General features: G+C 51.9%; 14 protein-coding genes and 1 pseudogene. 7 read left to right on the top strand and 8 right to left on the bottom strand.

Going from position 1 to position 13773, the window contains the following annotated elements; genetic code table 11:
* Nucleotides 1-204: 204 nt before the first annotated feature.
* On the bottom strand, nucleotides 205-909 hold the full coding sequence (locus tag LDB27_RS01035; protein ID WP_000637073.1) for an autotransporter outer membrane beta-barrel domain-containing protein: 705 nt from the start codon (nucleotides 907-909) through the stop codon (nucleotides 205-207).
* 156 nt (nucleotides 910-1065) lie between these two features.
* On the opposite strand from LDB27_RS01035, the gene tag reads away from it, so the two are divergent.
* Both tag and LDB27_RS01025 read left to right on the top strand, forming a co-directional pair.
* The gene (gene tag / locus LDB27_RS01030; RefSeq protein WP_001188416.1) at nucleotides 1066-1647 is read left to right on the top strand and encodes a DNA-3-methyladenine glycosylase I; all 582 of its coding nucleotides are present in this window, start codon (nucleotides 1066-1068) and stop codon (nucleotides 1645-1647) included.
* On the top strand, nucleotides 1625-2065 hold the full coding sequence (locus LDB27_RS01025) for an N-acetyltransferase (RefSeq protein ID WP_000619902.1): 441 nt from the start codon (nucleotides 1625-1627) through the stop codon (nucleotides 2063-2065). Before tag ends, LDB27_RS01025 begins: the two co-directional genes overlap by 23 nt.
* On the opposite strand, the gene LDB27_RS01020 is transcribed toward LDB27_RS01025, so the two are convergent.
* Nucleotides 2034-4367, bottom strand: coding sequence for a molybdopterin guanine dinucleotide-containing S/N-oxide reductase (locus LDB27_RS01020; RefSeq protein WP_000150094.1), 2334 nt, complete (start codon nucleotides 4365-4367; stop codon nucleotides 2034-2036). The two genes, LDB27_RS01025 and LDB27_RS01020, sit on opposite strands and share 32 nt — an antisense overlap.
* A 152-nt stretch (nucleotides 4368-4519) precedes the next feature.
* Between LDB27_RS01020 and LDB27_RS01015 the strand changes: the two genes are divergently transcribed.
* A complete protein-coding gene (locus LDB27_RS01015) occupies nucleotides 4520-5182 on the top strand; it encodes an OmpA family lipoprotein (RefSeq protein WP_000747548.1) in 663 nt (220 codons plus the stop codon).
* Nucleotides 5183-5411: 229 nt separating this feature from the next.
* Nucleotides 5412-6386, top strand: coding sequence for a glyoxylate/hydroxypyruvate reductase GhrB (gene ghrB / locus LDB27_RS01010; RefSeq protein ID WP_000804695.1), 975 nt, complete (start codon nucleotides 5412-5414; stop codon nucleotides 6384-6386).
* Between the two features lie 49 nt (nucleotides 6387-6435).
* Here ghrB and LDB27_RS01005 read toward each other — a convergent pair whose 3' ends face one another.
* Nucleotides 6436-7146, bottom strand: a complete 711-nt coding sequence (locus LDB27_RS01005; RefSeq protein ID WP_000190524.1) for a DUF3053 domain-containing protein — start codon at nucleotides 7144-7146, stop codon at nucleotides 6436-6438.
* Nucleotides 7147-7584: 438 nt separating this feature from the next.
* Here LDB27_RS01005 and LDB27_RS01000 point away from each other — a divergent pair, with 438 nt between their 5' ends.
* The 3 genes from LDB27_RS01000 to cueP all read left to right on the top strand — a co-directional run bounded on the left by LDB27_RS01000 (nucleotide 7585) and on the right by cueP (nucleotide 9087).
* Nucleotides 7585-7875: an HTH-type transcriptional regulator gene (locus LDB27_RS01000; protein ID WP_000455790.1), complete on the top strand. Its 291-nt coding sequence runs from the start codon at nucleotides 7585-7587 to the stop codon at nucleotides 7873-7875.
* Between the two features lie 287 nt (nucleotides 7876-8162).
* A complete protein-coding gene (cspA, locus tag LDB27_RS00995; RefSeq protein ID WP_000014594.1) occupies nucleotides 8163-8375 on the top strand; it encodes an RNA chaperone/antiterminator CspA in 213 nt (70 codons plus the stop codon).
* Nucleotides 8376-8547: 172 nt separating this feature from the next.
* A complete protein-coding gene (gene cueP / locus LDB27_RS00990) occupies nucleotides 8548-9087 on the top strand; it encodes a copper-binding periplasmic metallochaperone CueP (protein WP_000047140.1) in 540 nt (179 codons plus the stop codon).
* 370 nt (nucleotides 9088-9457) lie between these two features.
* Here the strand turns inward: cueP and LDB27_RS00985 are convergent, their stop codons facing one another.
* From LDB27_RS00985 to glyS, 5 genes and pseudogenes are all read right to left on the bottom strand, one after another.
* Complete coding sequence (locus tag LDB27_RS00985; RefSeq protein WP_000533907.1) at nucleotides 9458-9943, bottom strand: GNAT family N-acetyltransferase; 486 nt, start codon at nucleotides 9941-9943, stop codon at nucleotides 9458-9460.
* Nucleotides 9931-10218, bottom strand: coding sequence for a DUF1778 domain-containing protein (locus LDB27_RS00980; RefSeq protein ID WP_000965886.1), 288 nt, complete (start codon nucleotides 10216-10218; stop codon nucleotides 9931-9933). Before LDB27_RS00980 ends, LDB27_RS00985 begins: the two co-directional genes overlap by 13 nt.
* A 177-nt stretch (nucleotides 10219-10395) precedes the next feature.
* Nucleotides 10396-10863 (bottom strand): GNAT family N-acetyltransferase, encoded by a 468-nt coding sequence (locus LDB27_RS00975; protein WP_000702452.1) that lies wholly within the window; start codon nucleotides 10861-10863, stop codon nucleotides 10396-10398.
* A 141-nt stretch (nucleotides 10864-11004) separates the two neighbouring features.
* A pseudogene (locus LDB27_RS00970) lies at nucleotides 11005-11436 on the bottom strand (transposase); the annotation flags it as partial.
* Nucleotides 11437-11697: 261 nt separating this feature from the next.
* A complete protein-coding gene (gene glyS / locus LDB27_RS00965; protein ID WP_001291738.1) occupies nucleotides 11698-13767 on the bottom strand; it encodes a glycine--tRNA ligase subunit beta in 2070 nt (689 codons plus the stop codon).
* Nucleotides 13768-13773: the final 6 nt, after the last annotated feature.

The raw sequence follows: 13773 nt of genomic DNA, 5'->3' as shown, positions 1-13773 counted from the left end.
AAAACGACCTGTACAACGATTCTTTAATCAAACAGGTAAATATGCGGCTAACGCAGATGTGAGAAAGTCTACCAGCGCGGCTAAGTAGACCACAGGAAGCGCAAAAAGTGTCTATAGAGAATGTGATTGACCTATATATTTTTGTAAATATATAGACAGGGTATTAGATGAACTTCTAATAAGTCCAGGCGGCGGTTTATCTCGTTAAAAGCGAGCGCTCACCCCCAGGGTATACAAATAATCGCTATCCGTAGCGCTATTTTCCGCCTGGGAAAACGCCGCATACGCCGCCATGTGCGGGTTAAGTAACACGTCCGCGCCTACGGTGACATCCAACCAGTTTCCCGCCTGATTTCCTGCGGTCATACGACTCAACCCGGACTGCGCTTTCCAGATATTTTCCCCAAACTGTTGGTTATAGCTGATTTGCGCCCAGGGACGGACATCGCCGAACTGCGAGTTTACCCGCCAGCCTAACGTACTGACGCTGGCGTGCCATAACGGATCGGTAAGCGCTAATGTCGTCGCGCTATCGCCATATTCGTTATACATTGATGACGTCGAACCGTCGTAATGCAGCGCCGCGACCGGCCCAGTGGTCACGCGTCGGGAAAGCGGAAAATTCCAGCCCATACTGATACCGCTGGTCGCATCAAGCGGGGTTTCATCCGCCAGGCTAAGCACCGGACCCACCGTATTTTGCGTAGACTGAATACGTTCGGCCAGTATGTCGTTGTAATTCGGTTGGTGATCGCTGTCCCAGGTATAGCGTTCCGTCGTATGCCCCGGAGCCGCTTCAGCGATATATTCTTGTTGCCAGGCATACGTGGTATTGATAAAAAACGAGCAGGCCATAAGGCCCGCCAGACAACGCAATGTCCGGCGACCACGGCGTTTTCTTACAATCATCAACGCGACTCCAGAGTAGAGCCGAATTCGGCGATATTATTGTCATTGAATGAAGGATGTCGGGCATCAGCCCTGTATTAACTATTGTCCTTTTAGCGGGCCCGTCAAGGCGGGTTGAAGGAAATTTTCGCGGTAACCACAATAACGAGGAAGTCTATGCAGCGTTGCGACTGGGTCAGCCAGGACCCCCTTTATATTGCCTATCATGATAACGAGTGGGGCGTGCCGGAAACCGATAGCAGAAAGCTGTTTGAAATGATCTGTCTTGAAGGTCAACAGGCCGGTTTATCCTGGATCACCGTGCTTAAAAAGAGGGAGAACTACCGCGCCTGTTTTCATCAGTTTGACCCGGTACGCATCGCAGCTATGCAGGAGGAGGATGTTGAACGCCTGCTGCAGAACACGGGCATCATACGACATCGCGGTAAAATTCAGGCCATTATCAGTAACGCCCGCGCCTGGCTTGCGATGGAGCAAAACGGCGAGTCTTTCGCCGATTTTGTCTGGTCATTCGTTGATGGCCAGCCGCAGATCACCCAGGCGGCCAGCCTGGATGAGATCCCTACCTCAACACCTGCGTCCGATGCGCTTGCTAAGGCATTAAAAAAACGCGGTTTCAAGTTTGTCGGTACGACTATCTGTTACTCCTTTATGCAGGCGTGCGGACTGGTCAACGACCATATTACCGGCTGTTTTTGCCATCCGGGAGAAAAACATGATTCGCAAATCCCAGAGTGAAGACATGGCGTCTATTCTGGCGCTGTGGATGAAAAGTACCATTTATGCCCATCCCTTTATCGAAGAACGTTACTGGCACGAGAGCGAAGCAATTGTACGCGACGTCTATTTACCCGCCGCGCAAACCTGGGTATGGGAGGAAAATGGACAACTGAAAGGCTTCGTCAGCGTACTGGAAGCCCGTTTTGTCGGGGCGCTGTTTGTCGCCCCCGACGCGTTAAGACACGGCATTGGCAAAGCGCTTCTGGAATATGTCCAGCAACGTTTTCCTCTGCTGAGCCTTGAGGTTTACCAGAAAAATCAATCCGCCGTAAACTTCTACCATGCGCTTGGTTTTCGTATTGAAGATAGCGCCTGGCAGGAGGATACCGCCCACCCCACCTGGATTATGAGTTGGCAGGCGGATCAAACGCCGTAAGCGGTAGCGCCGGGCCGGTATATTTCTCAAACCAGACCAGCGCGGTGTTGCCCGCACAACCGTTCCCCAGCCGGGAACTGGGAAGATCTTTTGTCAGGACGTTTACCGCGCCGTTTTTGCATATGCCGCCTGCGGTAGGTTCAGGGTCCGGCCATGCGCCTTCGTGAATACAGATCACGCCAGGCCGAATTCCGTCGGTAACGACCGCGCCCGCCAGAACCTGCCCGCGATGATTCCAGACGCGTACCGTATCGCCATCGACGATTCCACGCGTTGTCGCATCCTGCGGATGAATCGTCACCGGTTCGCGTCCGGCTACCGCATACCGCTCCCGTAACGAACTGTAGTTAAGCTGGCTATGCAGACGGTGCGCCGGATGCGCGGAAAGTAGCTGAACCTGCCCCGCATCAGCGTTCCCGTGCCACTCATCCGGCACCAGCCACATCGGATGGCCGGGACAATCCGCGTAACCATAGCTGGCAATGCGCGCAGAATAGATTTCGATTTTGCCGCTGGCCGTTTTTAGCGGATGGTTATCAGGATCGCGGCGAAAATCCGCGAAGCGCACAAACTGCGCGTTGGCGGGATTTTCCGGCATCTCCAGTAAACGGTTAGCCTGCCAGAATGCGGCAAACGGCGGCAGCGTCACCCCCTGGCTGGCGCCACGCTGGGCGGCAATATTGTAGAAAGTCTCCAGCCACGCCAGCTCACTTTTTCCTTCGGTGAACCGAGCGTAACCGCCGGCTTCCCACCGTTCGCTCAGTTCAGCAAAAACGTCAAAATCATTCCGCGCCTCCCACCGGGGCGACACGACCTGCTTCATCGGCGCCAAATGCTGATTGCTATAGTCGCCGGTCATGGTTAAATCGTTACGCTCATAGCTGGTGGTCGCAGGCAGAACAATATCCGCGTGTTTCGCGGCGGCCGTCCAGAAACATTCTGAGATAACGACCAGTTCCGGTTTTTGCCACGCGCGAATCAGACGGTTGGTATCCTGATGATGGGTAAAGTTCGCGCCGCCCGCCCACCAGATAAAACGAATATCCGGGAAGCGGCGATCCATCCCATTGTGTTGGTAAAACCCACCGGGGTTTTCCAGCGCCTCGACAATACGCGCCACCGGTATTTTATCTACCGCATCGACCCCGCCAGGGATGCTTCCCTGCATCGAGGCTAACACGGCGGCGCGGCGCGTCGGGTTTCCGCCGTTAGCAAAATGATAAGAAAAACCAAACCCGCCGCCAGGCGTACCAATTTGCCCCAGCATTGCGGCCAGCGTGACGATCATCCAGTGCTTTTGCTCGCCGAACTGCTGACGCTGCATTCCCCAACCGGCCATCAACATGGTGGTGTTATGATGAAATATTTCCGCCAGTTCACGAATTTTCACCGCAGAAACGCCGCAAATTTCCGCCGCCCATTCCGCTGTTTTGGCCGTACCGTCGGTCTTGCCCAAAAGATAGTCGGCGAAACGGTCATAACCCGTCGTGCAGCGGGCAAGGAACGCTTCATCCTGCCAATCGTTTTCCACCAGCGTATGGGCGATCCCCAACATTAACGCCACATCGGTGCCCATATGCGGGGCGATCCACTCCATCTTATCGCCAAAAAAGTCGACGCTTTCCGATCGCATCGGATCGATGCAGATCAGGCGCTTGCCGCTTTGTCGCAACGCCGCAAAATAGTCGAGCCCCTGTTCATCCGAGGCGTTCCAGGCAATTTTCAGAGTATTCAGCGGGTTCGCGCTCCAGAGCACCACCACCTCGCTGTGTTCCAGCACCACCGGCCAGCTAGTCTGCTGCTGGTAAACCTCGTTGCCACCCACTACATAAGGCATGATAGCCTGCGCCGCGCCGGTGGAATAATCGCCAAGATGGCCGGTATACCCTCCCGCCAGCGCCATGTAACGCTGCAATAGCGTAGCCGCTTTATGCAATACGCCGTTCGAACGCCAACCGTAGGAGCCGGCGAAGATGGACGATGGTCCATAACTTTCGCGAATACGTTTGTGCTGAGCGTGGATCAGATCCAGCGCGTCATCCCAACTTACGCGAACAAACTCATCCTGCCCGCGTATGCCTTGCGGCTTATCGGGAGAAGCCAGGAACCCTTTACGCACCATCGGGAAGCGAACCCGCGTTTTACTGTGAACCTGGTCATGCACAACGGTTTGCAGGGAGTTTTGGTGTGCCGTCGGGAGTTCGCCATACGAGGCAAAAATGCGTTCTCCGTCGGTTTCAACGCGGACTGGCCCCCAGTGTGCGGCGGTCAATACCGAATGACGCGATGGTACGTGGGTCAAGGTTCGCTCCTGAATTATTGGGATTATTTATTTTGCCGATCAATGTTACTTACAAATTTCAGAGTTTTCCCTGGAATTTTCTTCATGTGCAGACGTCATAATCAACCGCCACGGTCGCTGTGGTAAAAATAAAAAAGTGATAAGGATTTAAGATGAAAAAACGTGTATTTGTGATTGCTGCCATCGTGAGCGGCGCCCTGGCAGTATCTGGCTGCACAACAAACCCTTACACCGGCGAACGCGAAGCAGGTAAATCCGGCATTGGCGCGGGTATTGGATCGCTGGTCGGCGCAGGCATCGGCGCACTCTCCTCCTCCAAAAAAGATCGCGGTAAAGGCGCGCTGATTGGCGCGGCGGCTGGCGCGGCGCTGGGCGGCGGCGTGGGTTACTACATGGACGTACAGGAAGCGAAACTGCGTGACAAAATGCGGGGCACAGGCGTTAGCGTGACGCGAAGCGGCGATAATATCATTCTGAATATGCCGAATAATGTCACCTTCGACAGCAGCAGCGCGACGCTGAAACCGGCAGGCGCTAACACGCTGACCGGCGTGGCGATGGTGCTGAAAGAGTATCCCAAGACCGCCGTCAATGTGGTGGGCTACACCGACAGTACCGGTAGCCACGATCTGAATATGCGTCTGTCGCAGCAGCGTGCTGACTCCGTCGCCAGTTCGCTGATCACCCAGGGCGTCGACGCCAGCCGTATCCGTACCAGCGGAATGGGTCCGGCGAATCCGATCGCCAGCAACAGTACGGCAGAAGGTAAGGCGCAAAACCGCCGCGTCGAAATTACCTTGAGTCCATTGCAGTAAACTACCGTACCGGGTAAAGCGGTATGCTTTACCCGGCCTGCATTACTCCCTCGCCATTCCCTCGCCAAACCGGATACATCGCGCATTACTCGGTATTCATTCATTATTTACCACGACACGGCTGCCGACAGCGGGGAAATTGGCTGGTCGATGATGGCTAAACGGGTTAATAATAAGCCTGTTCCGGTTGGCGCATGCCGCGCTTACCTTTTGATTTACGGAGAGTCGCATGAAGCCGTCCATCATTCTCTACAAAACCCTGCCTGATGATTTGCTGCATCGCCTGGAGGCGCATTTTACCGTCACCCAGGTACCGAACCTGCATCCGGAAACGGTAGCGCGACACGCGCAGGCATTTTCCAGCGCGCAAGGCCTTCTGGGCGCCAGCGAAACCGTTAACCGCGCGCTGCTGGAAAAAATGTCGGCGCTACGTGCGGCGTCGACCATCTCGGTGGGATACGATAATGTCGAGGTGGACGCCCTTACTGCTCGCAAAATAGTCCTGATGCACACGCCTGCCGTTTTGACGGAAACCGTTGCCGATACGGTGATGGCGTTGATGCTGGCTACTGCCCGCCGCGTGGTGGACGTCGCAGAACGGGTTAAAGCGGGTGAATGGACGGAAAGCATTGGCCCGGCGTGGTTTGGCGTCGATGTGCATCACAAAACACTCGGTATCGTTGGGATGGGGCGTATCGGGATGGCGCTGGCGCAGCGAGCGCACTTTGGGTTTACCATGCCGGTTCTCTATCACGCCCGTCGGCGGCATCAGGAGGCGGAAGACCGGTTTAACGCCCGCTACTGCGATCTGGATACGTTGTTGCAGGAGGCTGATTTTGTCTGCGTGATCCTGCCGCTAACGGCAGAAACGCGACATCTGTTTGGCGCAACACAGTTTGCCAGAATGAAATCGTCCGCCATTTTTATTAATGCCGGACGCGGCCCGGTGGTCGATGAAAACGCGCTGATTGCCGCGCTGCAAAACGGTGAAATATATGCGGCAGGTCTGGATGTCTTTGAGCAGGAACCGCTATCCGTGGATTCGCCCCTGCTGAACATGTCTAATGTCGTCGCGGTGCCGCATATTGGCTCGGCAACGCATGAGACGCGCTACAACATGATGGCCTGTGCGGTGGATAATTTGATTGATGCGCTGCAGGGAAAAATAGAGAAGAACTGCGTCAATCCGCAGGCGGCGGGATAACGCTACAGGCCCGATAAGCGCTGGCTTGCGCTTATCGGGCAGACTGTCATTACTGAGTCGCGTTTACCGCCGCCGTCCAGGCCTGATTAAACGCCTGATGCTGCGAGGCCAACGGCCCAATCAGCGCATTATATTGGCTGGCCTGCTGTGAGGTCGGGAACTGAATGCCGTTCGCGACAAAGCTCACCTGCTCGCCCTGTTGCGCAATATAATCGCCCACTTGTACCAACTGCTGCGTAAAGATCTGCGCCGCCGGGATCAGCGGCTGCAAAGCATCTGCCGGCACGGTGACCACTTTTTTGTAGACCTGATCAAACACAGGCTTCAGGTCATCGGCCTGCTTTAACGCGCCATGCGCGGCATCAGCCTGCAGTTTTGCATTCTGCAACTGTTGCGCCAGCACGCCTAACGAACCATTTGCCTGCCGCAGCGGCTCACGTTGCGTCATATAATCCTGCGGAACGCGGATGGCGTTAACGCTATCGACCACCGGGCGCAGACCGGAATCCATCGCCTGGTTTACCTGCTGCGAGTAGCCATACAGTATCGCGTAATCAGACACGAACGGACCAAACTGTTTTTTCTGATCGGCCGTCAGCGTTGGTAAACGCTCTCCGCTACGCATTGCTGTATTCTGCAGGAAATCGACAAACGCTTTGCGCTGATCGCCTTCTTTATCAAAACACCCGCTCAGGCTAAACACCATTAATAACGCCACAACAGGCGCAAACCAGCGAGAGCAGGACTTACCTGTCGCCATTGTTAATACTCCTTTCACCCAAAAATGCGCACAACGACACCTGCGTGCCTGACGGCTTACAAGGATAGTCCAGGTCAGGCTTGCAGGATACCCTTTCCACGCGATCTTGTAGCGGAAAATTATGTTTATCTGCATCAATGCTTAATTTGTTATTTTATTGTTAATTTTTGGCCTGACACTGCGATAAAAAACGCGGCAAGAAAGCTTTCCAGCGGGGGATGTAATATTTTTTTAATCTTTACAATTATTTTCTGAAAGACGGATATACCTTCCTGGATCAAATTGTTAGCGTCCTAAAAGTCGCGTAGCGTAAGGCATCGAAACGAATCGATAGCGCTTCCTGGCGGCGCGTCACCCCCCACCCGCAAGTTTCCCGACTATTCTTAAGAGGCTTCGATGCACTTCACGATCCCGCTGTGTGATTTACAGGAGTTCTCAATGGAATATAAAGATCCGATGTTTGAGCTGCTGAGCAGCCTGGAACAAATTGTTTTTAAAGATGAAACGCGAAAGATCACCCTGACGCAAAAACCCAATCCTTTTACCGAATTTGAACAGTTACGGAGAGGGACGGGACTAAAAACAGATGAATTCGCCAGAGCGCTGGGCGTAACGGTTGCCATGGTTCAGGAATGGGAATCGAAACGCGAAAAACCCACGCCAGCAGAGCTCAAATTGATGCGCCTGATACAGGCAAACCCACGCTTAAGTAAGCAATTGATGGAGTAATTTTTACCCCTTTCTGTTTTAACGGTCCTGCGCAAGGACCGTTTTCCCCGCTCGATTCCTGACCTGGAGAAATAAAGTAAAATAAAAGTTGCATCGCCCGGCATTACATGAGTTAATGTGCTCAACGGTTTGACGTACAGACCATTAAAGCAGTTTAGTAAGGCAAGTCCCTTCAAGAGTTATCCATTAGATACCCCTCGTAGTGCGCATTTCCTTAACGCTTAAAAAATCTGTAAAGCACGCCATAACGCCGAAAGGCACACTTATTTTTTAAAAGGTAATACACTATGTCCGGTAAAATGACTGGTATCGTAAAATGGTTCAACGCTGATAAAGGCTTCGGCTTTATTACTCCTGATGACGGTTCTAAAGACGTGTTCGTACACTTCTCCGCTATTCAGAACGATGGTTACAAATCTCTGGACGAAGGTCAGAAAGTTTCCTTCACCATCGAAAGCGGCGCTAAAGGCCCGGCAGCTGGTAACGTAACCAGCCTGTAAGCTTAAAAAGCTCAGAATTTTGAATCCCTGCCTGATGGCGGGGATTTTTTTTATTCCAATTCCCCCTCTCCCCCAGCATAACTTTGCATTACTTTACCCTGCGTTCCTTTGACCTTTCCCTTAGGGGAACCCCTATAGTAGGCAGGGAGATTGTTCACAAGGAATTGAAGTTATGTCGAAATCATCATGGTTATTACTTTTGGGTTTATGCGCCAGCGGCTCCGCGCTTGCGGCATCCGCAGAATCCGCTTTTCTAGCGCAACATGGGCTGGCGGGAAAAACGGTTGAGCAGATCGTGGATACGATTGATCAGACGCCGCAGAGCCGTCCTTTGCCTTACTCCGCGTCGATTACCAGTACCGAGCTCAAATTATCTGACGGAGAGCAGATTTATACGCTGCCGTTAGGCGACAAATTCTATCTCTCTTTTGCGCCCTATGAATGGCGGACACACCCCTGTTTTAACCACAGCCTTTCCGGCTGTCAGGGAGAAATGCCGAATAAACCGTTCACTGTAAAAGTGACAGACAGTAAAGGCGCTGTCATCGTACAAAAAGAGATGCAAAGCTATCGAAACGGATTTATCGGTGTTTGGCTACCGCGCAATATGGAAGGGACGCTGGAAGTAAGCTACAACGGTAAAACGGCGTCACATGCCATTGCCACCAGAGATGACAGCCAGACCTGTCTGACGGAATTACCATTACGTTAAAAAAATGCCCGATAACATAATGGGTTATCGGGCCTATAAAACGCCAACAAGATAAAATTAACAGAGTGCCTTGAGAATGCATAACGCCACAAGAATGGCAGAGGTGGGCTCACTTTGTACTGACCCCAAAACCTGGACAGATTAACCGAGGCATCAGCGAAAGAGTCCATTTAATACATGGGCTCTTTTTTGTTTCTGGCTATAACTAAATAACATTGTCCGCAATCGAATTATCCATTCCGTTGCTTTCTTGCATCACGCGGATTCCTGTCTCATCAATATTTTGTTCGTCGTATTCTTCCTGAATTTAACCTTAGACGTTCTATCAAATTATCGCTTATAGCGATTTGAACGTAACAGTCTTTGCATTCTATTGAGGGAGCCTAAGGAACAAAGTTCGCTGCTGAGTTTGTGATGATTTGAAACCATGGTGAATGTAGAAATTTTTGGCTTCTTCGATAAGTGCATGAACCATGATTGCACGTACACCAATATTCTCGGCAACCCGATAGCAACGAAGCACTGCATCATGAAGTAAATCAGCACCAAGCCCTTTTCCATGGAATGAGAGATCGACAGCAAGACGGGCAAGTATAATGACAGGGATGGGATCTGGCATGTTACGCCGAAGATTGCCTGTCGCTTCTGTATGGTTGACGCTGCCGGTGGCCAGAGAGTAAAAACCGGCTACTTGCTTCGTGTCTTTCTTGCACACCACAAATGTTCTGGCCGCTCCGAGAGCCTGGTTTTTGAGGCCCTTTTGCTTCAACCAGTCATCGAGCACAGCTTCACCGCTGACGAACTCAGCTACCTGATGAAAAGCGGACAAAGGTTCTGGTGCTGTTACACGTCCCACTGAGGTTTCCTTGCCAGCAGTTTTTCGATAACGGGATCATCTGCGACCGGTGCATCAAGCAGATTGATGAACTCCTCATATTGCTCATCGTTAAAGTTAAATACACGGCGGTCAAGGATCACTTTCTCGGCAGCCTGGCAGGCCGTTTCCAGAATGAAATCTGTACGTGACTTGTGAAGGATTTCCGCAGCTGCATCAATGAGCGCCCGCTGCGATTCCTTAGCTCTAAGGTTAAGTTGAACATCTGATTTCATGAGACACCCTTTGTATAGCATTTGCTTTACAAGAATAGCACAACCACCATGTATAGCAAACGATATACATCAAGTCGTCGTTTTTCATTTTTTGAATACTGATGTTCGCTTTGTGCCAGCAGCGGAAATTGCTCATTGTAGCGGTTTACTGAGTTCAACAAGGCAAAAGAACAATGCTGCCTTTCTGCAGGCTGACTATTATTTCGCCAAACATTTCCTCATCAGAGCATTTTGTAATGTCACTCCACGGCAAATAGGAAAGCCTCGCTCCACTATATGAAAGCCGTGTCGTAGAAAGAACACTTCCGCAGCCTTACTTACATTTGAAGTAAGTTCACTAATTCCACGCTGTCTGGCTTCCTCATGAATGCAATTCATCAGTAGTGTCCCTACCCCCTGTCTTGAATAGGTTCCTGATACAAAGAAATGATCAATGTATCCATTTGGTTGAACATCTGCATATCCAGCTATTTCACCATCCAGCTCTACAACAAAAGGTTGTAATTCCTTAATGTGATTGGCCCATCGCTCCAGGTCGATATCTGCTGGGGCCCAAGCATCAATTTGTTCACGTGTGTAGTAGTGTGATGCGATCGTATGTACAGATGAGAAAAAAACTCTGAATAACGATATTTCATCCCCATTACTGAACCTTCTGATTTTCATAAAACCTCATTGTGAGAGTTACTTGTAGAACAATACTAATTTTTGTGAAATAGGGCGTCCGTTCCTCTCTCATAGCAGACATTTGCGTGACCGTATCCACCAACGTTCAGGTTTCCTGATAGCATCCCTGTACAGACCTTGTTAATTTCTGCCTGGATAGCTCTTTAGGCGGTATTCAACCGGGCTGAGTCCGTTAAATCTAAGGCTAATTCGTCGGGTATTGTAGTATCGTATGTAATCCTCAATAGCTATCTTAAGTTCATCAATATCCTTAAATTTACTGGTGTAAAAACTTTCTGATTTTAAAGTCCCGAAAAAACATTCTGCACAGGCATTATCAAGGCAGTTGCCTTTGCGGGACATATTTTGGATGATGCCAAACTCTCGTAACTGATACTGGTACCATCAATGACGGTATTGCCAGCCCTGATCTGAATGAAGAACCGGATTGGTACCCGCATCAAGTCTGGCAAATGCCTTCATGAGTATGTCATCGATCATCGGCATGGTTGGACGTTCTGAAATACTGTAGGGGATAGCTTCGTTATTGAAGAGATCAATAATGGGTGCAATGCACTTTTGATTTATAGTCAGGTGGGGCTTTTCTCTGTCTGCCTTTTGGTAAATACCTGAGACAAACAGTCTCAAGCACCCGTAGCTATTCTAACGCCAATATCCGTACCGCCAGCGTTAATGTATTCCTGAAATATTTTTTGCCAATCAATAGAAATAACCGCGTCTATGAGTTACAGAATTATTAGCGAATCGACTGATACTATTTATATTATAAAAAAACCTGCCCGAAAGCAGGTTTTTGTTTATTTAACTGAACGCTTATTGCAGTAACGAAATATCCGCAACCTGCAGGAACAGTTCGCGTAGTTTCGACAACAACGTCAGGCGGTTGATACGGATATCTTTCTCTTCCGCGTTAACCATAACATTTTCGAAGAATTCATCCACCGGCGCGCGCAGAGCAGCCAGCTCAATCAACGCTTCCTGATAACGACCATCGGCAAAGTACGGCTGAAGCTTATCACGCAGCACAACCAGATGTCTGGCCAACTCAATTTCCGCCGCTTCTTTCAGTACGGAGGCGTGGACGATATCGTTCAGCGGCTCAGTGGCTTTCGCCAGGATGTTGGAGACGCGCTTGTTCGCCGCCGCCAGCGCAGAGGCTTCTTCCAGGGTGCGGAAGTGCGATACCGCTTTCATACGAGCATCGAAATCTGCCGGACGGGTCGGACGACGCGCCAGTACCGCCTGGATGGTGTCGACGGTGTAACCTTCGTCCTGATACCAGGCGCGGAAGCGACCCAGCATAAAATCGATCACATCATCGACTACGTTAGCATTGGTCAGCTTGTCGCCATACAGACGCGCCGCTTCTTCGGTCAGCGTTTGCAGATCAAGGTTGAGGTTCTTCTCAACAATGATGCGCAGCACGCCCAGCGCGGCACGACGCAGCGCAAACGGGTCTTTGTCGCCTTTCGGATGCTGACCGATACCGAAGATACCCGCCAGAGTGTCCATCTTATCGGCGATCGCCAACGCACAGGCCACCGGGTTAGACGGCAGGTCATCACCGGCAAAGCGCGGCTGATACTGCTCGTTCAGCGCCACAGCGACATCTTCCGCTTCACCATCGTGACGCGCGTAGTGCATCCCCATCACACCCTGGGTGTCGGTGAACTCGAAGACCATGTTGGTCATCAGGTCGCACTTGGAGAGCAGGCCCGCACGAGTGGCGTGGTTAACGTCAGCGCCAATCTGACCGGCAATCCAGCCTGCCAGTGCCTGAATGCGATCGGTCTTATCGCGCAGGGTACCCAACTGCTGTTGAAACAGCACGGTTTGCAGACGCGGCAGATGATCTTCCAGACGTTTTTTACGGTCGGTATTGAAGAAGAATTCGGCATCCGCCAGACGCGGACGCACCACTTTCTCGTTACCGGAGATAATCTGGGTCGGATCTTTCGATTCGATGTTCGCGACGAAGATAAAGTTTGGCAGCAGCTTGCCCGCGTTGTCATAAACCGGGAAATACTTCTGGTCGCCCTTCATGGTGTACACCAGCGCTTCGGCAGGCACGGCGAGGAATTTCTCTTCGAATTTCGCCGTCAATACCACCGGCCATTCCACCAGCGAGGCGACTTCTTCCAGCAGGCTTTCGCTCAGGTCGGCATTACCGCCAATCTTACGTGCTGCTTCTTCGGCGTCCGCTTTGATTTTGGCTTTACGCGCTTCGTAATCCGCAATGACTTTACCGCGCTCCAGCAGAATTTGCGGGTACTGGTCAGCATTGTCGATAGTGAACTCAGGCTCACCCATAAAGCGGTGGCCGCGAATGACGCGGTCAGACTGAATGCCCAGGATGGTCGCCGGAATGACCTTATCGCCCAACAGCAGGGTCACGGTGTGCACCGGACGCACGAAGTGGACGTCAGACGCGCCCCAGCGCATCAGTTTCGGGATCGGTAGTTTCGCCAGCGAGGTGGCTACCATGTTCGGCACCAGCGCTTCGGTACTTTCGCCCTTCACGTGGGCGCGATACAGCAGCCATTCGCCTTTGTCGGTCTTCAGACGCTCGGCCTGATCAACGGTGATCCCGCAGCCGCGCGCCCAGCCTTCTGCCGCTTTGCTCGGTTTGCCTTCGGCGTCGAACGCCTGGGCAATCGCCGGACCACGTTTTTCGACTTCGCGATCGGGCTGAGATTCAGCAAGGTTCGCCACTTTCAGCGCCAGACGGCGCGGGGCGGCAAACCATTCAACGTTACCGTGCGCGAGGCCGGCGTTATCCAGCTCCGCAGTGAAGTTCGCAGCAAAGGACTCAGCCAAACTGCGCAGGGCTTTTGGTGGCAGCTCTTCAGTGCCGATTTCCACCAGAAAAGTTTTCTCAGACATGGCCGC

Origin of the sequence: Salmonella sp. JXY0409-18 (assembly GCF_020268625.1) — a bacterium.
GTDB lineage: Bacteria > Pseudomonadota > Gammaproteobacteria > Enterobacterales > Enterobacteriaceae > Salmonella > Salmonella enterica.
The sequence above is the reverse complement of the archived record's forward strand: the minus strand, read 5'-3'. Positions and strand labels throughout refer to the sequence as shown.

Coding starts and splice junctions, on each gene's coding strand:
- cueP (WP_000047140.1), top strand. CDS start 8,548: ATGTCGAAATCATCATGGTTATTACTTTTGGGTTTATGCGCCAGCGGC.
- LDB27_RS01005 (WP_000190524.1), bottom strand. CDS start 7,146: ATGGCGACAGGTAAGTCCTGCTCTCGCTGGTTTGCGCCTGTTGTGGCG.
- tag (WP_001188416.1), top strand. CDS start 1,066: ATGCAGCGTTGCGACTGGGTCAGCCAGGACCCCCTTTATATTGCCTAT.
- cspA (WP_000014594.1), top strand. CDS start 8,163: ATGTCCGGTAAAATGACTGGTATCGTAAAATGGTTCAACGCTGATAAA.
- glyS (WP_001291738.1), bottom strand. CDS start 13,767: ATGTCTGAGAAAACTTTTCTGGTGGAAATCGGCACTGAAGAGCTGCCA.
- LDB27_RS01025 (WP_000619902.1), top strand. CDS start 1,625: ATGATTCGCAAATCCCAGAGTGAAGACATGGCGTCTATTCTGGCGCTG.
- LDB27_RS01000 (WP_000455790.1), top strand. CDS start 7,585: ATGGAATATAAAGATCCGATGTTTGAGCTGCTGAGCAGCCTGGAACAA.
- ghrB (WP_000804695.1), top strand. CDS start 5,412: ATGAAGCCGTCCATCATTCTCTACAAAACCCTGCCTGATGATTTGCTG.
- LDB27_RS01015 (WP_000747548.1), top strand. CDS start 4,520: ATGAAAAAACGTGTATTTGTGATTGCTGCCATCGTGAGCGGCGCCCTG.
- LDB27_RS00980 (WP_000965886.1), bottom strand. CDS start 10,218: ATGCTATACAAAGGGTGTCTCATGAAATCAGATGTTCAACTTAACCTT.
- LDB27_RS00975 (WP_000702452.1), bottom strand. CDS start 10,863: ATGAAAATCAGAAGGTTCAGTAATGGGGATGAAATATCGTTATTCAGA.
- LDB27_RS01035 (WP_000637073.1), bottom strand. CDS start 909: ATGATTGTAAGAAAACGCCGTGGTCGCCGGACATTGCGTTGTCTGGCG.